Source organism: Acinetobacter sp. YH12095, assembly GCF_013419245.1.
Classification (GTDB): domain Bacteria; phylum Pseudomonadota; class Gammaproteobacteria; order Pseudomonadales; family Moraxellaceae; genus Acinetobacter; species Acinetobacter towneri.
Window position 1 is genome coordinate 148,954 of sequence record NZ_VPAL01000003.1, and the last position, 26,547, is coordinate 175,500.

General features: G+C 41.0%; 20 protein-coding genes. 5 read left to right on the forward strand and 15 right to left on the reverse strand.

The window, feature by feature from the left end; translation table 11 throughout:
- Window positions 1-27: 27 nt before the first annotated feature.
- The 6 genes from FTU35_RS03810 to FTU35_RS03835 form a co-directional block, all read right to left on the reverse strand.
- Window positions 28-1,512: an OmpA family protein gene (locus FTU35_RS03810; RefSeq protein WP_180064509.1), complete on the reverse strand. Its 1,485-nt coding sequence runs from the start codon at window positions 1,510-1,512 to the stop codon at window positions 28-30.
- A 213-nt stretch (window positions 1,513-1,725) separates the two neighbouring features.
- Entirely contained in the window at window positions 1,726-2,628 is a 903-nt protein-coding gene (locus FTU35_RS03815; RefSeq protein ID WP_228153771.1) for a lysozyme inhibitor LprI family protein, read from the reverse strand.
- A gap of 43 nt (window positions 2,629-2,671) precedes the next feature.
- Complete coding sequence (locus FTU35_RS03820) at window positions 2,672-3,388, reverse strand: hypothetical protein (protein ID WP_104851795.1); 717 nt, start codon at window positions 3,386-3,388, stop codon at window positions 2,672-2,674.
- A gap of 126 nt (window positions 3,389-3,514) precedes the next feature.
- The gene (locus FTU35_RS03825; protein WP_180064510.1) at window positions 3,515-4,750 is read right to left on the reverse strand and encodes a dihydroorotase; all 1,236 of its coding nucleotides are present in this window, start codon (window positions 4,748-4,750) and stop codon (window positions 3,515-3,517) included.
- A 10-nt stretch (window positions 4,751-4,760) separates the two neighbouring features.
- Entirely contained in the window at window positions 4,761-5,777 is a 1,017-nt protein-coding gene (locus FTU35_RS03830; RefSeq protein WP_004971550.1) for an aspartate carbamoyltransferase catalytic subunit, read from the reverse strand.
- 305 nt (window positions 5,778-6,082) lie between these two features.
- Window positions 6,083-6,472 (reverse strand): hypothetical protein, encoded by a 390-nt coding sequence (locus FTU35_RS03835; RefSeq protein ID WP_104851793.1) that lies wholly within the window; start codon window positions 6,470-6,472, stop codon window positions 6,083-6,085.
- A gap of 327 nt (window positions 6,473-6,799) precedes the next feature.
- Here FTU35_RS03835 and rlmKL point away from each other — a divergent pair, with 327 nt between their 5' ends.
- On the forward strand, window positions 6,800-9,004 hold the full coding sequence (gene rlmKL / locus FTU35_RS03840; RefSeq protein WP_004971555.1) for a bifunctional 23S rRNA (guanine(2069)-N(7))-methyltransferase RlmK/23S rRNA (guanine(2445)-N(2))-methyltransferase RlmL: 2,205 nt from the start codon (window positions 6,800-6,802) through the stop codon (window positions 9,002-9,004).
- Window positions 9,005-9,077: 73 nt separating this feature from the next.
- On the opposite strand, the gene FTU35_RS03845 is transcribed toward rlmKL, so the two are convergent.
- From FTU35_RS03845 to FTU35_RS03855, 3 genes are all read right to left on the reverse strand, one after another.
- Entirely contained in the window at window positions 9,078-10,361 is a 1,284-nt protein-coding gene (locus FTU35_RS03845) for a DUF945 family protein (protein ID WP_180064511.1), read from the reverse strand.
- Window positions 10,362-10,589: 228 nt separating this feature from the next.
- Window positions 10,590-13,169, reverse strand: coding sequence for an ATP-dependent chaperone ClpB (clpB, locus tag FTU35_RS03850; protein WP_004971561.1), 2,580 nt, complete (start codon window positions 13,167-13,169; stop codon window positions 10,590-10,592).
- A gap of 311 nt (window positions 13,170-13,480) precedes the next feature.
- On the reverse strand, window positions 13,481-13,903 hold the full coding sequence (locus tag FTU35_RS03855; RefSeq protein ID WP_070156041.1) for an OsmC family protein: 423 nt from the start codon (window positions 13,901-13,903) through the stop codon (window positions 13,481-13,483).
- Between the two features lie 148 nt (window positions 13,904-14,051).
- On the opposite strand from FTU35_RS03855, the gene crp reads away from it, so the two are divergent.
- Together crp and FTU35_RS03865 are read left to right on the forward strand one after the other, a co-directional pair.
- Window positions 14,052-14,756, forward strand: a complete 705-nt coding sequence (gene crp, locus FTU35_RS03860) for a cAMP-activated global transcriptional regulator CRP (protein ID WP_004971566.1) — start codon at window positions 14,052-14,054, stop codon at window positions 14,754-14,756.
- A 204-nt stretch (window positions 14,757-14,960) separates the two neighbouring features.
- Window positions 14,961-16,010 (forward strand): NADP(H)-dependent aldo-keto reductase, encoded by a 1,050-nt coding sequence (locus FTU35_RS03865; protein WP_131261355.1) that lies wholly within the window; start codon window positions 14,961-14,963, stop codon window positions 16,008-16,010.
- 169 nt (window positions 16,011-16,179) lie between these two features.
- Here the strand turns inward: FTU35_RS03865 and FTU35_RS03870 are convergent, their stop codons facing one another.
- The 6 genes from FTU35_RS03870 to FTU35_RS03895 all read right to left on the reverse strand — a co-directional run bounded on the left by FTU35_RS03870 (window position 16,180) and on the right by FTU35_RS03895 (window position 21,870).
- Window positions 16,180-16,962, reverse strand: coding sequence for a M48 family metallopeptidase (locus tag FTU35_RS03870; RefSeq protein ID WP_004971571.1), 783 nt, complete (start codon window positions 16,960-16,962; stop codon window positions 16,180-16,182).
- Between the two features lie 156 nt (window positions 16,963-17,118).
- Window positions 17,119-17,427, reverse strand: coding sequence for a hypothetical protein (locus tag FTU35_RS03875; protein ID WP_004971573.1), 309 nt, complete (start codon window positions 17,425-17,427; stop codon window positions 17,119-17,121).
- Between the two features lie 238 nt (window positions 17,428-17,665).
- A complete protein-coding gene (locus tag FTU35_RS03880; RefSeq protein ID WP_004971574.1) occupies window positions 17,666-18,985 on the reverse strand; it encodes an adenylosuccinate synthase in 1,320 nt (439 codons plus the stop codon).
- Between the two features lie 69 nt (window positions 18,986-19,054).
- Window positions 19,055-20,221 carry an ATP phosphoribosyltransferase regulatory subunit gene (locus FTU35_RS03885; RefSeq protein ID WP_096901061.1) on the reverse strand — a complete coding sequence of 389 codons (1,167 nt, stop codon included), beginning with the start codon at window positions 20,219-20,221 and terminating at the stop codon, window positions 19,055-19,057.
- A gap of 164 nt (window positions 20,222-20,385) precedes the next feature.
- Complete coding sequence (locus FTU35_RS03890) at window positions 20,386-20,700, reverse strand: hypothetical protein (protein ID WP_004971580.1); 315 nt, start codon at window positions 20,698-20,700, stop codon at window positions 20,386-20,388.
- A gap of 135 nt (window positions 20,701-20,835) precedes the next feature.
- Window positions 20,836-21,870, reverse strand: a complete 1,035-nt coding sequence (locus FTU35_RS03895) for a type I glyceraldehyde-3-phosphate dehydrogenase (protein ID WP_004971581.1) — start codon at window positions 21,868-21,870, stop codon at window positions 20,836-20,838.
- A 462-nt stretch (window positions 21,871-22,332) separates the two neighbouring features.
- Between FTU35_RS03895 and alaS the strand changes: the two genes are divergently transcribed.
- Window positions 22,333-25,026, forward strand: coding sequence for an alanine--tRNA ligase (gene alaS, locus FTU35_RS03900; protein WP_179996937.1), 2,694 nt, complete (start codon window positions 22,333-22,335; stop codon window positions 25,024-25,026).
- 65 nt (window positions 25,027-25,091) lie between these two features.
- Window positions 25,092-26,372: an aspartate kinase gene (locus tag FTU35_RS03905; protein WP_004971586.1), complete on the forward strand. Its 1,281-nt coding sequence runs from the start codon at window positions 25,092-25,094 to the stop codon at window positions 26,370-26,372.
- Window positions 26,373-26,547 lie beyond the last annotated feature (175 nt).

The window sequence follows — 26,547 nt, forward strand, 5'->3', positions numbered from 1 at the left end:
GAAGGCTTACAAGAAAATAGACCTATTTTAAGATTGAGGCGCCTTTTGCTCTACCACGCCAGCATCTTCCACACTACGCACCGTGCCTGTATCTACATTCAAGACTTCAAACTCAATACGGCGGTTTTTAAATTGACCTTCTGGCGTTGCATTTGCCGCAATCGGCTGCTCTGAACCAAAACCAATGGCTTGCAATTGACCCGGATTTACACCACGTGATACTAAATAATCGACCACTGCTTGCGCACGTTGTTGTGACAAAGTTTTGTTGGCATTGGCATCACCTACGGCATCGGTATGCCCTTTCACGGTTAATTGCACTTGTGGCGCGCGCTGCATCAATACCGCAGCCTGATCTAAAATAGACTTATTGGCTGCTGGAATTTCAGTCGATGCAGAATCAAAATTAATGATTTGCATATTGAGTGCCGTCGCAATATCCAAAGCTTGAATATTGTCAGGATTAATTGCAGCCAAAGCCTGCTCGGCATTGCTAATACTGCTGGTTACAGCCTGATTCACATCGGTTACTGTAGTTTCTGCAGGTTGCTGAGTCACTACAGTCATGTTTTTAGCCAATGGACGAATTTGACTGGCTAAACGCTCTGCATCGGCAGGGTTCGCGGCTTGAATAGACAGTTGATTACCCACCCAGTTTAAATTGACATTCGGTACACCTTTCAGCATTTTTAAAACGCTTGGAATCACGTCCTGATCAATAAATTCCGAATGATAGTTGGCAAAATTTTCTGCACCACAACCTGTTGGATGATTGAAAATTTGCTTCACTTCATTCTGCAGAATTTCCATATAGCTTGGATTATTCAGCAAAATTTGACAGGTCACCAAATTACCATCACTGCCTGTACTGACTTGCAACATTGCAGCCTGATTCGCTGCCACTTGGGTCTGTGTGGTTGCAGGCGCTTGGTTGCGGTCACTACATGCACGGAATAAAAATGCCAATAAACCAATTAAAATAATTAAAGCTAAAATTGGCAATAACCACGAACGGCGTTCTTCTACGGGCTCAGTCACAATGACTTCAGGTGCTTGATGTACGGTTTGGCCCGCAGCATTATTTACCCCCAAAGCAGCCAATAATGCTGTTGCCCACTGCGGCAAAGCTGCCTGAATTGAATCTAAATTATTTTGCAATAAATGTTGAATCGCAACTGGGTCTGATGACCCTGCCTGATTTTCAAGAAAGTTTAGACTAGGTGCAATAGAACGATTCAGTGTATTTTCAATTTCGGCTTGTGGTGCTGTGCCACTCACCATATCCATAAACTGCTGTTTTAAAGACAAGTTTGAACCAAAGACATCACCCACACGAGGGTTAAGCTGTCGATGCAAATTATCAATTAATTCAGGACGTGAATTTAAAATAGACAATAAAATTGGATAAAAACCACTCAATGCCTGATTTTTTTCAAGCAAATGCTGAGTTTCCCCTTCCAATACAATGGATGACACGCTTTGTTTGAGCAAGTCTATCAAATCTGTTTGCATATATATGTCCTCTTTTTTTGTCTTTGTTTTCATGTTGTTTTTTAATATATATGCTTAAAATTTAAACAAATGTAATAAATTGTGGTGTTTTGATTTTGTTGTGAAATTTAAATCAACGGAATGTAGAGTTTTCTATTGTTCGGTTTTCTATTTTTGATTTTTAAGAATTCAATAAAAAAGCCAGCCGAAGCTGACTTTTATTTAAACTTGAAATCAAGGTTCTAAATAATAAATTTTTTGGCGTAATTCATTGGTACGTTCGTTGGTCATACTTGTTTCACAGTTTAAACGAAAAACTTCTGGATTTTCTGTATTTGAACTTTCCAATTTGCACTCTAAATCACGCTTCTTTAACCAAATTTTTTGTTCAGCAAGCAGCTGATCACGTACGTCTTTGGTGGTAGCATTCCATACTAAATTCAAATTCGCATTAGCTTTATCTAAATTTGATTGAGCTTCTGACAATAAAACTGATTGATACTCTTCAGCGACAGCTGACTCTTCAGCTATCCTTTTTATTTCTTCTTGTTTAGCAACCTCAGCCGCATTTTGTCGTGCAGTTTTGACTAAAGAATCAACAGCAATATCTCTGACAAAATATGCAAGAGCATCTGGATTTTCTAAAGTCACATAAACTTTTTTACCGTCATCTGTTGGTTGCACTAAGTATTCAATTTCTTTTTTCAATTGATTTGATTCAAAGGATAAATCAGACAAAATCGCAGACTGAGCAATATTATTTTCATCATAAATAGCTCTGGCTGCATCTGCATCTTTAATCATTTGATCTGGGATTTTAACCACAAATTCCGTTACACAATACTGCTTATTACTATTCGGATCAGAGTTATTTGTACGAACGTCATTCACATTAAATGTAATTTGCTGAAGGGTGCTTCTTAATTTACCCATATCAATTGTGATATTTTCACTATCAACTAGCTCTTTAACACGTAATGCTGCAACATCACCTACTGTTTTACTAAAACTTTCAACAACCAACTGTTTGGCAGTTTCATTATCACATTTAACTGAGCTACCTGTAATTGATTGTACTTTATCACAGCCAGATATAAAGAACATACTACCGATTAGTGCTAATAATTTAAATTTCATAATTACCCTATTATCAATTTATCTTTATTACAGAAACAGATTATTAATATTCTTCATAACTTTCTGCGAGCACTTCATCCGCTGCTGCATTAGCGGCTTCTGCAGCTTCTAAAGCAGCTTCGTTTGCTAAATAATCAGTATTATTTCTTCGCATATTAGCTTTGGTAGTTTCCAAATTTTGGACCTGATTCTTTTCAATTTGTGGTTTTAAGAAAGCATAAGTCAAAGTATCTGAAACTAAAGTTTGCATGTCAGATGAATTTTTTATTTGTGCTAAAACCTTGTCACCTTTATCAGTTGGTTGTAAAACATATTCTAAAGTTAAATTAATTTTATTATTTTCATAATTCACACCTAAATTATTTGCTTGTGCTTCAACACTTAGAGCATCAACTTTAGATCTTGCTTCATCAGATTTTTTTATTAAATCCGATGGAACTGTAACTGTTAAATCAATTGAGCATGAAGTTTTAGGACTATTCGGATCAATAAAATCCGTTCTGCTATCTGCCAAACTAAATTGGATATTTTTTGCAGATAATTTAAGTTTTGCAGGATCTAAATCTTTAATCGAACCATCTTTGATTAACAATTTCAGTTCGCGTTCTAAAGATTTTTCCAAATTATCATTTAACACCTGTGTTACCAATGATGTAGCAGACTCATCATCACATTGAACATGATTTGAAAATAGTTTATCACAACCTGTTAATGCCAAACTGGATGTAAAAGCAATAAGTATTTTATTGTTAAGTTTCATTAATAACCCCTCTTTTGTTTAAATAATTATAAACTAAATTAACAATTAATAACAATTGAGTCACAAAAAAGCCAGCCGAAGCTGACTTTTATTTAAAGTTGAAAATCAAATATCAATCAAAGCATATTAAGCAGTAAAGACGCGTACTGATTTGCCTTTGACCACTTGATTGATTAAAGGCGTATTTTTGCCCTGTGACACAATCGTTTCTTTGTTCAGTGTCCATTCTACTTCTGGGTCAACCAAGACCCAACCCGCTTCCTGTTCCCAACGACTTTGCATTTTTGCTACACGTGCAGGTGCAAGGGTCACTTTTTCTACCCATTCCAATGGACTGAACAGACCTTCCTGAATCAGTTGAATCCCAAATGGAATATAAGTATCAAATGCAGTAAAACCTGACAAAGTATCTGCAAATGGTGCCATTTTTGCAGAGCTATTTAACGGCTCATGATGAGTACAAATCGCATCAATCACACCATCTTTTACACCTTGACGCAGTAATGCTTTGTCTTGCTCTGAGCGCAGTGGCGGACGTACATGCGCTAACGAGTTAAAACCATCAATAATTTGATCGGTTAAATGCAGTTGATGCATCGCAACATCACAAGTGACAGGTAAACCTTTGGCTTTAGCTTGTTGAATCAATTCAACTGATGCACCACAAGACAATAAGCCAAAATGCGCACGTACACCTGTGGCTTCAATCATCAGCAAATATTTGGCAATCGCTACGGTTTCTGCCAAAGTTGGAATCATAGGCAAGCCCTGACGCGATGCAATAAAACCTTCATGCACACAGCCATCTTTAGCAATTTGCGGTTCTTCGGCATAGAACACCACGGTCATGTCCAAACCTGCAGCATATTCCAGTGTGCGAATCACGACATCATCATCTTCAAAAGGTGCATTGGCATTGGACACTGCACTACAGCCGCCTTTTTTCAGTCCCGCCATATTGGCAGGCTGCTTGCCGTTTAAACCTTGAGTTTGTGCACCAATCACTTCTAAATAAATGCCACCATCCAACATGGCTTTTTCGACCAAACCATGAATGAGTGCACCGTTGTCTTGCACGATTGGTTTAGAATCGGGTGGCGTAAATAAGTGCAGAATTCCGTTTTCACGTGCGGCCTTGCCTTCAGATTTGAGCGTGCCATGTTGTTGCTGACCAGGTTCACGTAAACGTGCGCATAAATCGACCATAGTTGGCATGAGCCATTGACCTTGGGCATCTATGCTTTCGCTAATATCTGCACTTTCTGCAACCAACTTGCCATTTTCAAGATATACCGTTTGTACGCGGTCAATTTGCTGGATTGGGTCAAGCACACGTACATTTTCAATTTTTACAATCGCCATGACTTTTTCCTTATACCGCAATCGCGTCAATCAAACCTTGTTCTTGCAATTGACCTTGCATCGCCAAGGCCAATACCGCCATACGTACCGCAATACCGTTGGTTACTTGATTTAAAATCACCGATTGAGGCCCATCGGCAATGCTTGAATCAATTTCGACACCACGGTTCATTGGACCAGGATGCATCACAATACAGTTTGGTTTTGCAAGCGCCAAACGCTCTTTGTTTAAACCGTACATTTTGTAGAATTCGGCTTGTGAGGCAAGTGCTGGCGAATCAATACGTTCATTTTGAATACGCAGGGTGATAATCACGTCGCAATCTTTAATGCCTTCTTCCATTTTGTTAAATAAACGCACGCCTGCGCCATATTCATCAAAACCGTAGGGCAACAAGGTGTTCGGTGCAATCACGCGAATGTCTTTACAGCCCAGTGTTTGCAAGGCAGCCACATCGGAACGCGCCACGCGTGAATGTTTGATATCACCAATAATCGCAACACTTAATTCTTCATAAGGTCGTTGGGTTTCACGGCGAATGGTCAGCATATCCAACATCGCTTGCGTTGGATGTGCATGACGGCCATCACCCGCATTAATAATGGCAACCTTTGGGCAAACCGTTTTAGCAATAAAATGTGCTGCACCTGAAGATGAATGACGCACCACAAAAATGTCAGCAGCCATCGCCTCTAAGTTCCACAAAGTGTCACGCAAAGTTTCACCTTTAGAGGTACTTGAACGGGCAATATCAATATTGAGTACATTGGCAGAAAGACGCTTGGCTGCGGCTTCAAATGTGGTGCGGGTACGAGTAGAGTTTTCGAAGAACAAATTCATCACCGTGCGCCCTTCGAGCAAATTATTGGTGATCAGTTGGTTTTGTTCATTGAAAAAGGACTGTGCTGTGTCCAGAATTTGGGTGAGGGTTTCTTTGGAAAGACCTTCGATGGTTAAAAAGTGTTTTAAATGCCCATCTTTATTCAATTGAATCTGGCTCGGAGTATGCAATGCCGCCAAATGCATGAGAGATTCCTTATACGTTAAGTTAACGCATTATACAGAAATTGATTTGGCAAAGCAGTGTAACTTGGCGTGATTTAGTCAAAAGAAACTTATGATTTTAAAAATTAAGTCATGCAGACTCATCTACACTTTCTTTCATGCTTAATACTCTACAAAGCGATGTGAAAGGATGGCATTTATATTTAACTGCTCTGCTAGCCAATTATTTTTATATGAGCTTGATGAACATCTGGTGGGTCAATCTTCGCCTACAACTGCCTACGCAACCTTCAGGCTATGTAGGCATAGTCTGTACAATTCACCGTTTAACGCAATGCCCCTATATAATGATGGGACACCTGCGCCCGATAAATTTCTTCAGCTGTAGGTTCAGTCAAGTCATCTATATTTTCTATATTTTCTACTGCATCTAATTGCTGCGCTTCAGTCTGTGGCGACGTTATTTCTGCATCAGCATCCATTAAGTTAGCCAATATACTGTTTAAGCGCAGCGCATAACGGCACAATTCCTCATCGTGTGTAGCGAGCGCCAATTGCAGCACAGCACGTGCATAGTCTGAATTTTCAACCAGATACATGACATCAATCACACGTCCACTGACCCGTCTTAATCGCGTATAAATTAAAGTGGCAACTGAAAAAATCTCGTTATTTGCTGTTAAAGCCTGTGCCGTGTTTAAAGTAGCCGTGGTCATTTAAATATTCCCCTTATCGCTTCATTGTTGTTTTGCAGTGTTTGATGCTCATCTGCAAAATGTTCACCATCACAACAATGTATGAGCAAAATACATACCAATCATGTGAATATTCAGGTTTTTATTTTTCCGCAATACAATCACTCAAAATTTTTTAGAGATGTCATTACATCCTCATTGCCTTTTTAGAAAAAAACAGTAAAAAATGCCCTGAAGCTCTTCAAACCTAGACCTTTAAAATTCTGCACGATTCACGCTAAATCACTAAGTTTTCTAGCACAAAATACGGTAAAATAGCCGATTGCTGAATTGCTTTTGGAAATTTTCATGAATTCGAAACCCCGTCTTTCTACATATTGGGTCACCTGTGCAGATGGACTTGAAACCTTATTGCAAGAAGAAATGCAAGGTTTAGGTATTCAAAATATCGAACGTTTACCGGGTCGTTTAATTTTCAAAGGCACACTCGAAAATGCCTATCGTGTCTGCATGTGGTCACGTTTAGCCTCACGTGTCCTTACACCAATTCACACACACGAAATTGAATTTAGTCACGACGCGCGCGATGTAGCCGAAGAGCTTTATGAAGGTGCGCTGAGCTTTGACTGGTCACTGATTTTTGCGCCACAAAGTACTTTTGCAGTGCGTTTGCATATAGAGCGTGACATTAAAGTGAACAGCCAATTTGCGACCTTGCGCGTTAAAGATGGTGTGGTCGATTCATTTATGGATGCAGTGGGCAAACGTCCAAGCATTGACATCAAACAGCCTGAAATTACCTTATACGTGTTGGCAGGTAAAAAAGAACATACATACTGCCTAGATTTATCTGGCGATTCACTGCATAAACGCGGCTATCGTCGTTTTATGACCGATGCCCCAATTAAAGAAAACCTTGCCGCAGCGATTCTGCAAAAAGGTCAATTACAACAAATTCAACCCGACATTATTTTAGACCCAATGTGTGGTTCGGGTACGTTTATTATTGAAGCATTGATGATGCTGACTGACCGTGCACCAGGTTTGGTACGTCGTTTCGGTTTTAACGGTTGGCAAGGTCACGACCATGAATTATGGATGAGCATTAAAGCAGAAGCGGCTGAACGCCATCAAACTGCATTACAACAACCATTGCCAAAATTTTATGCTTTCGATGCCGACTGGGAAGCAGTCAAAGCCACCAAGCAAAATATTATTGCAGCAGGTTTTGAAAGTCTGCTCGATCAGATTCAAATTGAAGAACGTACTTTGGCTGACTGGCCCGACTTTCAAGCCGAAGGTAAAAAGGCCTTTATTGTAACCAACCCACCTTATGGTGAGCGTTTGGGCGATAAAGCCTCGAACCGTGCCTTATATTTGGGTCTGTCTGCCCTCTTGCAAAAGCATTTCCCAAATCAAAAAGCAGCCGTCATTGCAGCCCAAGTTGAACAAGCCGATGTGTTGGCTTTCAATGACCCGCAAATTTTACGTTTGATGAACGGTAAACTGCCAATTTATGTCCGTTTTGGTACGATCAAACCTGCAACATTCGCACGCCCATTCTTAGCAGATTGGCAACCGCAACAGTTTGAACCCATTGAAGGCGCAGAAGATTTCACCAACCGTTTGCAAAAAAACATGCAGAGCCTGAAAAAATGGGCGGTGAAAGAAAATGTGCATTGCCTGCGTTTATACGATGCAGACTTACCTGACTTTAATGTCGCAGTCGATTTATACGGCGACCGTTTGCACGTGCAGGAATATGCGCCGCCGAAAAAAATTGATCCTGAAAAAGCCAAAAAGCGTTTTAACCTTGCCTTACAAGCCATTCGCGCTGTCACAGGTTTAGGGCGCGATGCGGTATTTATTAAAACCCGTGCCCGTCAGGAAGGTAAAAACCAGTACACCAAACAAAGTACCGCCTCGAAGCGTTTTATTGTGCAAGAAGGTCAGGCTAAAATTTTGGTTAACCTCACCGACTACCTAGATACAGGCTTGTTCCTTGACCATCGTCAAATGCGTTTACGTATTGCCAAAGAAGCACGTGGCAAGCACTTCCTGAATTTATACAGTTATACCTCAACTGCAAGTTTACATGCCGCGCTTGGCGGTGCAGCAAGTACCACCAGCGTCGATTTATCCAATACTTATTTGAATTGGTCTAAAGAAAACTTTGTATTGAATGGTTTAACGGTAGACCATGCCGATGAACAACATCAATTCTTTGCCAGTGATTGTTTTGAATGGCTCAAAGAAGGTCATGAACAATATGATCTGATCTTTATTGACCCACCAACTTTCTCAAACTCTAAAAAGTTCTACGGAACATTTGACGTACAACGCGACCACGTTTCTTTAATTAAGCGTGCCATGAACCGCTTAACCACAGGCGGAACGCTGTACTTCTCCAACAACTACCGTGGTTTTGAAATGGATGAAGAAATTGAAGCCATGTTTGATGTGCAGGAAATTAGCCATGAAACCATTGGGCAAGATTTCAAACGCAACACCAAAATCCACCGTGCTTGGAAAATTCAGCACCCGCCTGTTTAAATAAACGATATGGCAATACAACAAAGCCTGTTCATTTGAACAGGCTTTATTTTATCGTAGATCAATATCTAGATTATTGACCAGTTAAAAACTTCTTTTCACCATATTGATAATGCATCGACAGTTTAAATTCATCACCATCACGTTGAATTTGCTGATTGCTTTGCATCGCACTGAGTATCTGTTCCAACTCTTGATCAGACATGCTTTTACCTGCAGCATTCATATAATTATTCATAATGGTTTTGACCACTTGCTTGTTAAAACTCACATCGGTTTGCATTTCCAATAAACTTGGGAACATTTTCGCTAAGCCTTCTACAGTGGTTTGATGCCCTGGCATCACTTTACCAACCAAATCTGCCCGAATACTGCCTGTGCCTAATTTCAACTGATTCTTCTTGGATTCGAACTGAAAGCCCTCATTAATCACAGCCAACAAGGCTTGTTGAACTTCTTTCTCAAAGTTTTCCGCTTCTAGGCATGAGTTGTTTTGTTTTTGCACAATATCAAGAAACGTCTGCATTTTACTGCGCTGCAAGTTTTTAACATCCCAATTCACTTGCAGGTCTTGCATGGCAGGCACATTATTTAAACCTAACTCGGCAATTTTAAATTTCGATTGAATATCTACCGTGCGCTCATGCAGTTGAGTATCCATACGCCAACTGAAGTCTTTCATTTTGCCTGAACCCACTGCTTTTGGGTCTTGACGCTGCATTTCTGCAATACTGAATTGGAAATAGCCCGGCTCTAAAGACTGCACATTCAAAGCCTGATTGGTTTTAAACTGCATGCCATTTACTTGAAGATGTCCAAATTGATCCAGCACCGTCAATTGAGGCACATCAAAACTCATATTTACAATTTTCTGCTGCCCCTGACTTTGTTTAGCCTGAAACTCAATCTGCATAGGAGAAAATTTAGCTTCAAGTCCTGCTTCTTTTTTCTCTATAGCAGGTATGCTCAATTTCGTGGTCGATACACCCAACCAATTCACTTGCGTTGTCACATTTAGAGGCTGCTGAAAGAACTCGGAAAATTGTCCCTGCCCTTGTTCCAGATTCATTTTAGAATCAATTTGGTAACCTTTCCATGTCCGCTGAATTTGATCTTGTCCGTGAAACACCAGTTTTTCTTTAGCATTACATGGGTCTGCAATAATGGTCATTTTCCATTTGGCAGTACCTGTTAAAGTCCCCATGTCGTAGTCCGTATATTGGACGCTCACATTGGGTACAGGATTTAAATTTTGTTGATAATGCTCACGCAGGCTCTTATCTGCATATAAATTTCCTGCAGTGACAGCTCCTGCCAACACTGCAACCCCCATTCCACCCCATACTATTTTTGACATAGATTCTGCTCAGAATTTATCTATTCTTATTGAACAATAAATTATAATTAATCTTCTTTAAAAAAGATAATTGTTTTGCAAATAAATCACTTAAATATAATATTCATCACAAAATATTAAAAATAGCTGTCATTTTTTACCAAAAATTTTACTTATGTGACCTAAATTGTCAGTCATAAAAAACCCAGCCGAAGCTGGGTTTCTTAAAAGTTGCTTACACATAGCCAATTAGCTGAGTTTCATTTTTTCAAACAGCAAATGACCATTTTCAGCTTTAATTAAAATCGTATCACCTGCAACAAAGTCACCTGCGAGGATTTTTTGCGCCAATGTGTTTTCCACTTGTTGCTGAATTGCACGTTTCAATGGACGCGCACCGTAGACTGGGTCAAAACCTGCTTCAATCAATTGATCAAATGCAGTATCGTCTATCGACAAGCTCAAGTCGCGTTCGCTTAAACGCGCACGTAAACGATCCAATTGAATATCGGCAATGCCACGAATTTGTGCTTTTTCCAGTGAATGGAACACCACCAACTCATCAATACGGTTAATAAACTCAGGGCGGAAATGTTGTGAAACTGCGGCCATGACCACGGTACGCACTTCTTCACGTGTTGGATTGTCACCCAATTCACGTACTTCGTGTGAACCCAAGTTAGAAGTCATCACAATTACAGTGTTCTTAAAGTCCACCACGCGACCTTGCGAGTCGGTTAGGCGTCCGTCATCCAACACCTGCAACAAGATGTTAAATACGTCTGGATGGGCTTTTTCCACCTCATCAAACAGCACCACACTGTACGGTTTACGACGTACTGCTTCGGTTAATACACCACCTTCTTCATAACCGACATAGCCTGGAGGCGCACCGACCAAACGGCTGACCGAGTGTTTTTCCATAAATTCAGACATATCAATCCGAATCATGGCGTCATCGCTGTCAAACAAGAAGTTCGCTAACGCTTTGGTCAATTCTGTTTTACCTACCCCTGTTGGGCCAAGGAACAGGAACGAACCACTTGGACGGTTAGGATCAGACAAACCAGCGCGTGAACGACGTACCGCATTCGACACCGCCACCACAGCTTCATCTTGCCCCACCACACGGTTATGCAAGAAATCTTCCATGTGTAGCAATTTTTCACGTTCACCCTGCAGCATTTTCGATACAGGAATGCCCGTTGCAGCACTCACGACTTCAGCAATTTCATTGTCCGTAACTTTGTTACGCAATAATTTTGGTTCTTCTTTCTCTTCAACCAACTCATCTTGTGCCAGTTGTTTTTCCAACTCAGGAATCACACCGTATTGTAAACGTGACATTTCCGCCAAGTCATTTTCACGCTGCGCTTTTTGCAATGCCATACGTGCCTGATCAAGCTGAGTCTGAATTTGCTTAGTGCCTTCAACCAAGGTTTTTTCCGCTTTCCAAACTTCTTCCAAATCATTGTATTCATTTTGAACTTCAATAATTTGTTTTTCCAGATGTGCAACTTCAGCACGGCTGCCTGCATCTTCATCTTTCTTCACGGCTTCAAGTTGCAGTTTTAATTGAATTAAACGGCGCTCTAATTTATCTAAGGCTTCAGGCTTAGAATCTAGCTCCATTTTAATCCGTGACGCTGCCTCATCCACCAAATCAATTGCCTTGTCGGGAAGTTGACGGTCAGTGATATAACGGTGCGACATTTTAGCGGCGGCAATAATCGCCGAATCTAAAATTTTAACCCCGTGGTGCACTTCGTAGCGTTCTTTCAGACCTCGTAAAATTGCAATGGTGTCTTCTACACTTGGCTCATCGACCAATACTTTTTGGAAACGACGCTCTAAAGCCGCATCTTTTTCAATATATTGACGATACTCATCTAAAGTAGTGGCACCGACGCAGCGCAATTCGCCACGCGCCAATGCAGGTTTCAACATATTGCCTGCATCCATGGCACCATCGCCTTTACCTGCACCCACAAGTGTGTGTAATTCATCAATAAATAAGATGACTTCACCTTCTTGTTTCGCCAAGTCTTTTAAGACCGCTTTTAGGCGTTCTTCAAACTCACCGCGATATTTCGCACCTGCCAACAATGAGCCCAAATCTAAAGATAAAACACGTTTACCTTTTAAACTTTCAGGCACTTCACCATTCACAATACGCTGAGCCAAACCTTCAACAATCGCAGTTTTACCCACACCAGGTTCACCAATGAGTACTGGGTTGTTTTTGGTACGGCGTGACAACACCTGAACGGTACGGCGAATTTCATCATCACGACCAATTACAGGGTCTAGCTTGCCCGCCAACGCACGTTCGGTTAAATCGATGGTATATTTATTGAGTGAGTCACGTTGATCTTCGTGATTATTGCTCATGACTTTTTCATCCCCTCTAATTTTGTCAATCACGCTACGCAAACTATCTGAGGTCACGCCTACACTGTTCAGTAGTGTTTTGGTCGCGCCCACTTCGGTCAAACCCAGCATCAACCAATCGGTTGACAAGAACTCATCACCTGCTTTTTGGGCAAAACTGTCAGCCAAATTCAAGGCTTTAACCGCATCTGGACTTAAGTTGATATCGCCTGTTGGATTGGCCAAAGTCGGTGCATCAGCAATCGCTTGCTGTAATTTGCTTTGCAAATCACGTAGGTTTGCGCCTGCTTGTTGTAATAAACTGACATTGGAAGCTTCTTCGAGCAAAGTCGCCAATAAGTGAATGCCTTCAATGGCAGTATGATCTTTCCCTATCGCAAGAGATTGGGCATCGGATAAAGCTTGCTGTAGTCGGTTGGTAAACTTTTCAAAACGCATTCTTGTTATTCCTCACAACAAATTGTGTACTTGATGGATATATGGGAACGCAGGCGTAAATTTCAATTAAATTTTTTATATATTTTTCAAAATCTTAATTAAAATTAACAGATAGATTTCAGTAATAATATTGGACTGATTAAAGTAAATTTCAAGTTTAGTCTGGTAATTTTTTATTTTAGTTGAGTCATTGACATACACTTGCATATCAATCAATTAAAGGCTTTTGATTGTTATTTATGCCATTTGAAATATTTAGTTACAATGATTGGCAAAATATACCAACCATTGTATGACCTATCAGTCAAAGCTTAATCTTGTTCAATAATTTCAAAATCATGGCTAATTTCGACGCCACCATCAGATAGCATTTTACTGGCAGAACAGTACTTTTCTGCTGAAAGTTCAACCGCCTTCGCAACCTGCTTTTCCTTGACAGCCTTGCCTTTGACCACAAAATGCAAATGAATTTTGGTGAACACTGCAGGGATGCTATCGGCACGTTCTGCTGTTAACTGACATTCAACATGCGTCACTTCTTGGCGTGATTTTTTTAAAATAGTCACAATATCGAATGAAGCACAACCACCAAGTCCCATTAAGATTAACTCCATAGGACGTGGACCACGGTTTTCACCACCATATTCTGCGGATCCATCCATCACTACAGAATGACCACTTTCCGATTTGGCTTCAAAAGCAACGTTCTCTAACCACTGAACACTTGTTTGCATTGCAACTACCTAAAAAAAACTATAAATTGACACGGGTATTTGTACACTAACATAACTTGAGTTGATAAGGAATTTCATCTCTACTGTGTGACAAGTTCAGACTAGGTCTTGTGCGATCTATTATTTATCCATTTTCGGAACCGTTAGCATGACTTCAAACTTTTCACAGCTGAGCACTGATGCATTGTCCCCTGGACAACTGCCTGACTCAGTCAAAGCATTATTAAAACGTGCATACATCAACCGTTATCCAAAACGGACAACTATTGTTGATGCGGGGACTGAATCTAAATCGTTATATTTGATTTTAAAAGGTTCAGTATCAATTATTCTTCGCGAAGATGATGATCGCGAAATTGTTGTGGCATATTTGAATCCAGGCGACTTTTTTGGGGAAATGGGTCTGTTTGAATCGAATCCACAACGTACTGCAGAAGTTCGTACTCGTGATGTCTGTGAAATTGCAGAAATTACTTATGAAAACTTCCACGAACTCAGCAAACAATATCCTGACTTAAGCTATGCCGTTTTTGCACAGCTGGTACGTCGTTTAAAAAATACTACACGTAAGGTAACTGACCTTGCCTTTATAGATGTGTCTGGTCGTATTGCACGTTGCTTGATTGATCTTTCTGCGCAACCAGAAGCCATGATTTTGCCAAACGGTCGTCAAATTCGTATTACACGCCAAGAAATTGGTCGTATTGTCGGCTGTTCACGTGAAATGGTCGGGCGTGTTCTAAAAACACTTGAAGAACAAGGCATGATTGAAACTGATGGTAAAGCCATTCTGATTTTTGATGCTTCTTTGGAGCAAAATGAATCCACTGATGGCAACTTTGATGACGAGTAAACCATCTATATGCTCATTAAAAAAGCAAATCTTCGGATTTGCTTTTTTATTACCAGCTGTTAACTTTTTACCATTTTCAATTATCAAAATACCATTATTGCTGTCACTACAATGAAGTAGCAATTTTCGCAGCCACAAGTGGCGCAAAATGGTTTCAGCTCTTGTAACATCAATATATACATATAATCTTGAGCGAGAGACAATATGCAATTTAAACCATTGGCAAAAACAGGCATTCTAGTTCCAGAAATCTGTTTAGGCACCATGACATTTGGTGAACAAAATACCCAGCAAGAAGCCTTTCAACAACTCGATTATGCGCTAGAACGAGGCTTATATTTTTGGGATACCGCAGAAATGTATCCCGTACCACCAAAAGTAGAAACTCAAGGTGCAACCGAAACCATCATTGGCAATTGGTTACAGCAACGTGGCGGACGTGACAAATTATTTTTAGCCTCTAAAATTGCAGGCCCTTCGCAAGGCGGCAGTCATATTCGAGACGGCAAAACCCGCTTTAACGCAGAGGATATTCATTCTGCACTGGATGGCAATTTAAAACGCCTGCAAACCGACTATATCGACTTATACCAACTGCACTGGCCACAACGCCCAACCAACTTTTTTGGCAAACTTGGTTATGGCAACCAAGAAGCACAAAATACGCAAGAAGTAACCGACCTTGCTGAAACCTTAACCGCGTTGCAACAAGAAATTCAAAAAGGACGGATTCGCTATATAGGTCTGTCGAATGAAACCCCTTGGGGCACCATGAAGTTTTTACACTTAGCAGAACAATTAGGATTAAGTAAATTTGTCAGCGTACAAAATCCATATAACCTGCTGAATCGTACTTATGAAATTGGCATGTCTGAAATCGCCCATTATGAAGGTGTTGGACTACTCGCCTACTCACCTTTGGCTTTTGGTTATTTAACTGGTAAATTCCGTCATGGCGCACGCCCTGCCAATGCACGTGTCACGCTATATTCACGTTTTAGCCGTTACAGTAATCCACAAAGCGAATGGGCAACCGAGCAATACGCCCAACTTGCAGAACAACACGGCTTGAGTTTGACGCAACTGGCGCTGGCATTTATCAAGCAGCAATTTTTTGTGACAAGTACCATTATTGGCGCGACGAATATGGCGCAACTCAAAGAAAATATTGATGCCTTTGACATCACCTTATCAGATGAAATTTTACAAGGCATTGAAGCCATTCATCGTCAACAACCCAATCCAGCGCCCTAATTTTATTTTAAGCACTGCTTTAAAATGAAATTAAAAATATGAACTCAGCAATAACTCATCATTTTTATGCTGTTTAAAGTCAAAAAGTCTTCATAAAAAAAGATGCGCATAAAACCATGCGCATCTTTTTTGTGTTTTATCTTAACCAGTTGAACTGGCTGAGGTCATCTTAACGACGACTTTGGTTATATAGCGCTTGTGCTGCTGGCAAGTTTTTACGCATTGCTTCAATACGCTGACTGTTCGATGGGTGAGTCGATAAGAAGGACGCACCGCCGCCACCTTCAAGCTTGTTCATTTTTTCCCAAAGGGTAATTGCAGCTTGTGGGTTATAACCTGCACGCGCCATCAGCATTAAACCACCCTGATCGGCACGACTTTCCAAATTACGTGAATATGGCAAGCCAATCCCAATTTGGGTACCCAATTGCGCTGCTGCTGCACCCAATTGACCAACGTTATTGCCTGCCGCACTTAAACCTACGTTCAAGGCAATATTGGTTAAAGCCTGTGCACCAATTTTACTTTTCGCGTGTTCTTCTAAAGCATGCACCATTTCATGCCCCATAATTGCGGCAATTTCAGCATCAGTTAAATTCAGTTTATTCACAATACCAGTGTAGAACACCACTTTACCACCAGGTGCGACAAAAGCATTGACTTGATCAGACTTAAGTACCGCCAATTGCCACTGGAAAGGCTGACCTGTTTGGTTCATTTGATTGGCATGTGGAATCAAACGCTGAAACACAGTATTGATACGTTTATACGTGGTGGAGCTTGTGTCTAACTGATTTTTATTGCGTGCGTCTTGCACCATTTCATTATAGCTTTTGGTTGCAGTTGCATTTAAGGTCGCAGTATCTGCACCCGCCATGTCTGCAACAGTCGTACACCCTGAAACTGTGATTGCGCCTGCGGCACATAAACTTAACATCAGTTTTTTGTTCATTATAATAATCTCCGCCTTGCGAGCTATCTTCATACCAATCAATTATATGAAATCAATTCAAGGCTTTAAATCTATAATCACTTCATAAACATATCATTTATGTAAACAACGCCTAAGCTGTGTACAGATTGTATGTCTGAGCGATCAATCACTACCCTAGTAAAGAAATTGATAACACAACCAAAATACTAAACAGAAAACATTTAAACCCAAGTAAATTTTAGACACTACTTCTACTTTTTCTTCCATTTCTGGATTTTTGCGTTTGTAGAGTAGGTAAGCATTTTGAATCAGAATCAGTGGCACCAAAATACAGGCAAAAATAACGCTTAAACCAATAAATGCCTGATACATAATATTCGGATCATGCTTTTGCGATAAAATCAGCATCATGGCAATGGTCGGTGCGCCGCCCATCGCAAACAATAAAGAATAAAAAATCGTACTGGTAATATTTTTATGCATCCTGCATAACCTTAATTAAATTTAATTTTCTAAAGCCATTGTAACAAGCCACCCTGCTCTGCACAGCGCCAGTCATCTGCAACTTTAGTCTTGAAAAAACAACTCACTCAGCATCATCTATAATGTTTCCAAAAATGAGTCGCTATTGAAACTGAAACAACAGCAATAAAAAGCCCCATCATTTAGACAGGGCTGAATACATCATCAGAGCTTAAATGCTATGCTAAAGCACAACGACTTAAGCATCAAATGGATGACGTAATACGATAGTTTCTGCGCGGTCTGGACCTGTAGAAATAATGTCGATTGGACATTCAATTAACTGCTCAAGACGTTTGATGTAGTTCACTGCATTTTCAGGCAATTGTTCTACACTGGTCGCACCCACAGTTGATTCAGACCAACCTGGCATTGTTTCATAAATTGGCTTTAAGTTTTCGTATGCAAGCGCATCAGAAGAACCTACACAACCTGAATCGGTATTTTCATAACCTACGCAGATTTTGATTTCTTCTAAACCGTCCAATACGTCTAACTTGGTCAAGCAGATACCAGACAGTGAGTTTACATCGACTGAACGACGTAAAATTTCGGCATCAAACCAACCACAACGACGTTGACGACCTGTAGAAGCACCGAACTCGTGACCCACTGTACCTAAGTGTTTACCAATCGCATCACCTACGTCATTTGCTGCGTCATACACCAACTCAGTTGGGAATGGGCCTGCACCTACACGTGTGGTATAAGCTTTGGTAATCCCTAAAACGTAGTCTAAATGTAATGGACCTAAGCCTGAACCAGAGCTTACACCGCCCGCAGTTGTATTCGATGAAGTCACATACGGATAAGTACCGTGGTCAACATCAAGTAATGAACCTTGCGCACCTTCAAACATAATGTTGTCACCGTTTTTACGGTAATTATGAATTTCAGTCGTTACATCAACCACTAATGGTGCAATCACTTCACGCCATTGGTCACATAGCGCTAAAACTTCATCTAACTGAACTGCTTCAACACCGTAGTATTGTGTCAATTGGAAGTTGTGATAGTCCAATAATTCAGTCAATTGAGCGCGTAGTGCTTCACCGCCACGAACCAAGTCAGCAACACGAATCGCACGACGTGCAACCTTGTCTTCATAAGCTGGGCCAATACCACGACCTGTTGTACCAATTTTGGCATTACCACGTTTTTTCTCACGTGCTTGGTCAAGTGCAATGTGGTTCGGCAAAATAAGCGGACAGTTTGGTGAAATACGTAAACGCTCTTTCACTGGCACGCCTTCTTGTTCCAAAATACCCATTTCTTTAATGAGTGCTTCAGGAGAAAGTACTACACCATTACCAATTAAGCACAGTACGTTTTCACGTAAAATACCTGATGGAATGAGGTGTAATACAGTTTTCTTACCACCAACCACGAGAGTATGGCCTGCGTTGTGTCCGCCTTGATAACGAACGACTGCCGCCGCCTGATCTGTGAGCAGGTCGACGATCTTACCTTTACCTTCGTCGCCCCATTGGGTACCAAGTACCACAACATTCTTGCCCATAATAGCCTCATTACATCATGCTGTTAAAATTGAAAACCAAGACCTGTAACATGAAACATGCCTTGGCGATTAAATTTTTTCGACTGTCCACTCACCATTTGCAAGAACCAATTGGTGCGTTGCGTATGGAACCGAGTTTAAATCATCATTACCCAACAATTGAATTACACTAAAGCCTTGCGCACGTGTGTTTTGGATAGCCGCGATTAAATCAGGTTGTGAGCCTTTAGGCGCAACAACAACAGACGATGATTCAAAACGACCTGCACTTAATACAAACAAGTCACAAGAGAAACCTGTTGCAGGGCGCGCACGTCCGAAATGCTGACCAATGCCATCATAACGACCGCCTTGTGCCAATGGTGCAGCACGATTTGGCGCATACACTGCATACATTAAACCTGTGTGATAGTGATAAGAACGCAGCTCAACCACATCAATACCAATATGCAAGTTTGGCCAACGTGCCTGAATTTCAGCTTGTGTTGCTTTCACGGCTTCAAACGCTTGCTTAAATTCGGTATTTTCCAACACATCAGCACTTAAATGAGCCTGCAAAGCGGTTAAATCACTGGCATAGCGACCTAAAGCATAAAAATCTGAACCGAAATTTAAATCTTGGGTAAATTCTGCCAATTCAGGCAATGCTTTACGCTGATATAAATCTGACAATTGACGTTCAGTGGCTTTGCTTAATTCTGCTTGTTTAACCAAGCTACGGAACAAGCCGACATGACCCAAGTCTAAATGCACACCTTCTGCCAAACCTGCTTCTTTTAGCAAGCTGAGCATCAGATCAACCATTTCTACATCGGCATCAATGCTGTCTGAACCAAATAACTCTGCACCCAATTGCAATGGTGCACGTGTGGTATTAAAACCTTGTGGTTTGGTATGTAAAACCGTACCTGCATAGCAGTAACGTGCAATGCCATCTACAGGATGTACATGCGCATCAATACGTGCCACTTGTGGTGTCATATCGGCACGAACACCCAGCAAACGACCTGAAAGTTGGTCGATCACTTTAAATGTGGCAAGGTCTAAATCTTGATTCGATTCTGAAAGAGAAGATAGAGATTCAATGTATTCTATGAATGGCGTGTACACCAACTGATAACCTCGAGATGCGAGGAAATCCAGTGACTTACGACGCAAGCTTTCAATCACTTGCGCTTGTTCTGGTAATACATCAGCTACACCATCAGGTAATAACCATGTCTCTGAAATGGGCATGTTGTAAACCTAAATTCTTGTTTGCGCGGAACGAATCCGCATAAAAAAATCGGGAGCACACCCGATTTCTCCTAGTTTAGCATGATACTTTTGCTCATGCACCTGACTTTTTCTGAAATATGCGGTAAAAAATATGAATACACCACATCTTTCAAAGCCATCATTTAAAAGTCCTGATTTGATTTCACCGCCTTTGCCAATAAACTGACCAACTCAGCATTTTGCATTTCAAGCTGTGCGGTTTTTTGCACGGTTTTATCTAGCGCATCTTGCTGAACCTGCATCTTTTTAGCCAAATCTTGCATAATCTCCAACGTCTTTTTTAGATGCTCTTCTAAATGTAATACTTTTTGCTCGACTTGCTGTTGATGCTGCACGTCGCTGCTGCTGTCTGCCTGATTTTTAAATTGCAACCAAATCAGAAAAATGACAGCAAGTGCCAGCAAAAAAATAAATCCCCACAATAAAATAATCATCATGCCACTACTCTATTCAAATTTTCTATGCAAACTTTGTTATATCAATCAGTGAATTAACCGTGAATACGAAGTGTAAAATCTGTCATCACTATTACACGCTTTTCACACTTTGTATATGTCTTAAAAAGTAGCCGCTTACACCGCCCGCTGACTAAAAGATTCACACAAATCTAGTAAACGGTTGGCATAACCCCACTCGTTGTCATACCACGCAAAAACTTTGGCTTGATGACCCACGACCATGGTTTGACTTAAATCGACAATTAAAGAATAAGGTGAATGGTTAAAGTCGCTCGATACCAAAGGCTCATCGGTCACTTGCATAATTTCGGCATAATCATGCGCTGCCGAAGCACACAACACCTGATTCAATTTGTGCACCGTAATTGGCGACTGAGAAATAAAAGTTAAATCAATGGCTGCAACATTGATGGTCGGCACACGAATCGAGTAACCATCAATCCGATCTGCCATTTTTGGCATGACTTGTTTTAAAGCACCTAGGGCAGAAGAAGTTGTAGGAATAATATTTTGTCCTGATGCACGCGCACGACGTAAATCGCGATGCGCCTGATCCAATACAGTTTGATCGGCTGTGACTGCATGAATTTCAGTCATTAATGCGGTATCAATTCCAAAAGCGTCATCAATAATTTTAACCAGTGGTACTAAAGCCTGCGTGGTGCAAGACACACTGGAAATAATTTGGTCAGTATTTTTGACTTCGTGATGATTGACACCATAAACAATCGCAGCATCTACAGTATCGAATGGTGCAGCACCAATAATTACACGTTTGGCGCCCGCAGTAATATGCTGCGTTGCCGCCTCGCGGGAACGGAACAACCCTGTACATTCCAATACCACATCAACATTTAAGGCTTGCCACGGCAACTGTGCAGGTTGAGCCTGATTCAACACCTGAACTTTTAATTGCGCCAAACCTGCAGAAATATTCAAAAAAATCTGTTCATTTTCGAGGCTAATTTCCACCTGTCCTTTAAAACGACCATGGGTACTGTCATATTTAAATAAATGAACCAAGGTTTCTACATCGGCAATGTCATTTATGGCGACGATTTCAAAATGAAAGTCTTTGGGATTTTCAAACCAAGCCCGCAGCACATTGCGCCCGATTCTACCAAAGCCATTGATTGCCACTCGTTGCATGACCGATCCTTTCATAATGAAATCAAAATTTAAGCACAGACTATGTTAATAGATTTTGAGGCCTTACTGAAAAAAATCAGATCAATTCTGCGAATTTTCACGCAATTTGCTGTTTAATTCGGCAAATCAAAAATATCAGCTTTGACTTTCTAGCTTACATTTACGTTTTCTTAAATTTTGTATTCTACTTTATGGCAGTTCGGCCTACTCCGTGACCTACAGTAAACGCTTATTTTGAATGTAAATGTTCATCATCTTCTATTGCAAAGATTTATTCTGCGTAATCGCAACCAAGTTTGCGTCAGAATTGTCATCTATTCACACTAAAATGATTGGTGATAGTGGCTTTTTCCGTTATAATTTGGCGTTTTTAAAATTTTAAGCCTGCATGACAGCAAAAGAATTATTTTTGTCAGACTGTCTTGCGTTTAGCCCAATCGGAAATTATGGAGTGACTTGGTTGTGAGTACTCGTTTTATGACATCAGCTGAAATTCGTGAAGCATTTTTGCGTTACTTTGAATCGCAAGGGCATACACGTGTCGCATCGAGTTCTCTAGTACCCGCCAATGACCCAACCCTGTTATTTACCAATGCAGGTATGAACCAGTTTAAAGACTGTTTCCTTGGGTTAGAAAAACGTGATTATGTACGTGCTGTATCGTCACAAAAATGTGTGCGTGCAGGCGGTAAACATAACGATTTAGACAATGTGGGTTATACCGCACGTCACCATACTTTCTTTGAAATGTTGGGTAACTTCTCGTTTGGTGATTATTTCAAACGTGATGCAATTAAATTTGCTTGGGAATTTTTAACCAGTGAACAATGGTTAGCTCTACCAAAAGACCGTTTATATGCCACGGTTTACCACACCGATGATGAAGCATTTGACATCTGGAACAAAGAAATTGGTTTAGATGCTTCTCGTATTATCCGTATTGGCGATAACAAAGGTGGCCAATATGCTTCAGACAACTTCTGGGCAATGGGTGATACAGGTCCTTGCGGCCCTTGTTCTGAAATTTTCTATGATCATGGCGATCATATCTGGGGTGGCTTACCAGGTACGCCTGAAGAAGATGGCGACCGTTTCATTGAAATTTGGAACAACGTATTCATGCAGTTCAACCGCACTGCAGATGGCGTATTACACCCTCTTCCAGCACCTTCTGTAGATACAGGTATGGGCCTTGAGCGTATTTCTGCCGTTCTGCAACACGTGAACTCAAACTATGAAATCGACCTGTTCCAGAACCTGTTAAAAGCTGCTGCTGAAATCATTGGTTTAGACACGACTGCTCTTGAAGTAACTGCACAGCAAACTGGCAAGCCTGTAGACTACCCTGCTTCACTCAAAGTAGTTGCTGACCACGCTCGTTCTTGCTGCTTCCTAATTGCCGATGGCGTGAATCCATCGAATGAAGGTCGTGGTTATGTATTGCGTCGTATTATTCGTCGTGCAGTACGTCACGGCAACAAGCTTGGCGCAACAGGTTCATTCTTCCACAAAATGCTTCAGCCTTTAATTGAGGTGATGGGTCAGGCCTATCCTGAACTTGCAGCACAACAAGCGCGTATTGAAGCGCAACTTCTAAAAGAAGAAGAACAATTTGCCAAAACGCTTGAGCAAGGTTTGAAATTGCTTGAGGGTGAATTGGCACAGCTTAAAGGCTCAGTCATTCCTGGTGAAGTAGTATTTAAACTATATGACACTTATGGCTTCCCAACAGATTTAACAGCAGACATTGCACGTGAGCGCGACTTGACCATTGACGAAGCAGGCTTTGAAGTTGAAATGGCAGCGCAACGTCAACGTGCACGCGATGCAGGTAAATTTGCAGTTGACTACAACTCAATTGTAAAAGTTGAAGGTGAAACTCAATTTGATGGCTATGACTCAACAACTGGTCAGGGTCAAATTGTGGCTATTTATAAAGATGGCGAACAAGTCGATGAAGTGGTTGAAGGCGATGAAGCTTTAATCGTACTTAACCAAACCCCATTCTATGCAGAAAGCGGTGGTCAAATTGGCGATACAGGTCTATTCAAAAACGAAACAGGTATTTTTGAAGTTCAAGACACCAAAAAATCTGGCGGTGCCTTTGTTCATCAAGGTATTGTCACCATGGGCAGTTTAAAAGCTGCGCAAGCGGTGGAAGCGATTGTAAAAGCAGACATCCGCGAAGCTACTGCACGCAACCACTCTGCAACACACTTATTGCACGCTGCCCTACGTCAAGTTTTAGGTGCACACGTACAGCAAAAAGGTTCGTTGGTTGCTTCTGATATTTTACGTTTTGACTTTGCCAATGACCAACCTGTGTCATTTGAACAATTGCAAGAAATTGAGCGTTTGGTAAATGCAGAAGTCATTGCCAATACCGCAGTTTCTACTGAATTACTGGATATTGAAGCAGCCAAAGCCAAAGGCGCAATGATGCTATTTGGTGAAAAGTATGGCGATGAAGTTCGCGTACTTTCTATGGGTTCAATCATTGAAGATAAAAACTTCTCCATTGAACTTTGTGGCGGTATTCACGTGAAACGTACAGGTGATATTGGTCTGTTCAAAATCATCTCTGAAGGTGGTGTTGCAGCTGGTGTACGTCGTATTGAAGCAATTACAGGCAGCAAAGCCGTTGAAGCCGTTCAAAAAACTGAACGCGATATCAACAGCATCAATGCTTTGTTGAAAGCACAAAAAGACCAAACTTTAGAAAAAGTGAATACATTGGTCGATACAGCATCTAGCCTTCAAAAGCAGATTGAACAGCTCAATCAAAAATTAGCGCACTTCCAAGCAGCTGAACTTTTAAGTCAAGTACAAGAACTTGCTGGACGTACCACGCTCATTACCACTGTACAAAATATGGATGCAAAATCACTGCGTAATTTGCACGACGGTGTAAAATCCAAACTCGACCAAGCAGTGATTGTACTTGCAGGTGTAGAAGGCGATAAAGTCAGCTTAATCGCTTCTGTTGCACCAGACTTTACTGCTACGATTAAAGCAGGAGACATCATCAAACACTTGGCTACAGAACTAGGTGGTAAAGGTGGTGGTAAACCTGATTTGGCACAAGGTGGCGCGCCACTTAACGAGAACTTTGCAACGGTGATGGCAGGTTTAACTGCTTGGCTTGCGGCAAAATAATCTCACTTTTTGTGTAACTGACCCTGAGCAGGTAAATTCAGGGTCATGGCTTATATGGAACAACTATGGCACTAATCGTTCAAAAATATGGCGGTACCTCAATGGGTACTCCCGAGCGCATTTTAAATGTTGCTCGTCGTGTGAAGCGCTGGCATGATCATGGCCACAAAGTAGTGGTTGTCGTTTCTGCCATGAGTGGCGAAACCAATCGCCTACTCGCTCTCGCGAAAGCCATTACCGAAACCCCTGATCCGCGTGAATTAGACCAAATGGTGTCTACAGGCGAACAGGTGACGATTTCGATGTTAGCGATGGCGCTGAATTCTATTGGCGTTGCGGCAAAATCACTAACTGGTCGCCAAGTTGGTATTCAAACTGACAGCGCATTTACCAAAGCACGTATTGAAGCGATTAATACTGACGTGTTAACTGAAAACCTAGACGCAGGCCGTGTGATTGTGGTTGCTGGTTTCCAAGGTTTTGATGCTGAAGGTAACACCACTACTTTAGGTCGTGGTGGTTCTGATACTTCTGGCGTTGCACTTGCTGCTGCATTGAAAGCCGATGAATGTCAAATTTACACTGACGTAGATGGCGTTTACACCACAGACCCACGCGTTGCACCAAAAGCCAAAAAAGTAGATCGTATTTCTTTTGAAGAAATGCTAGAAATGGCTTCTTTAGGTTCTAAAGTATTGCAAATTCGTGCGGTTGAATTTGCAGGTAAATACCAAGTACCTTTACGTGTATTATCAAGTTTTGATAATGACAATGATGGCGCATTCGACGAAGATTTTAAACAAAATGTCGGCACACTCATTACTACTGAATTGGAAGACAACATGGAACAACCTATCATCTCAGGTATCGCGTTTAACCGTGACGAAGCAAAATTAACTATTTTAGGTGTGCCTGATGAGCCAGGTATTGCATCTAAAATCTTGTCACCTATTGGCGCTGCCAATGTTGAAGTTGACATGATCATCCAAAACGTAGAAGAAGATGGTACTACCGACTTTACTTTTACTGTAAACCGTGGCGAACTTGCCAAAGCAAAATCAATTCTTGAAGCAACTGCCAAAGAAATTGGTGCACGTGAAGTCGCTACACGTGGTGACATCGTGAAAGTATCTATCGTAGGTGTAGGTATGCGTTCACACGCAGGTGTTGCAAGCAAAATGTTTACTGCACTTGCAGATGAAGGCATCAACATTCTAATGATTTCTACTTCTGAAATTAAAATTTCAGTCATTATTGAAGAAAACTATTTAGAGCTTGCAGTACGTACTTTACACACTGTATTTGGTCTAGATCGTGAAAGCGGTGAGTCTAGCGCACGCGCTTAATACGCCCCTGTCAGAAAATGTAATTGTCTGACAAATTTTGCGAAAAAGTACAAAAAAATAGAGCCACTATAGTTTTTTTTATAGTGGCTCTGTTATATTGAGCAACATGCTTTCATAAATTTTGGCAGCGCTGTATCTTATAAAATAAATAATGATACGTTCCGTTAAAATTTAC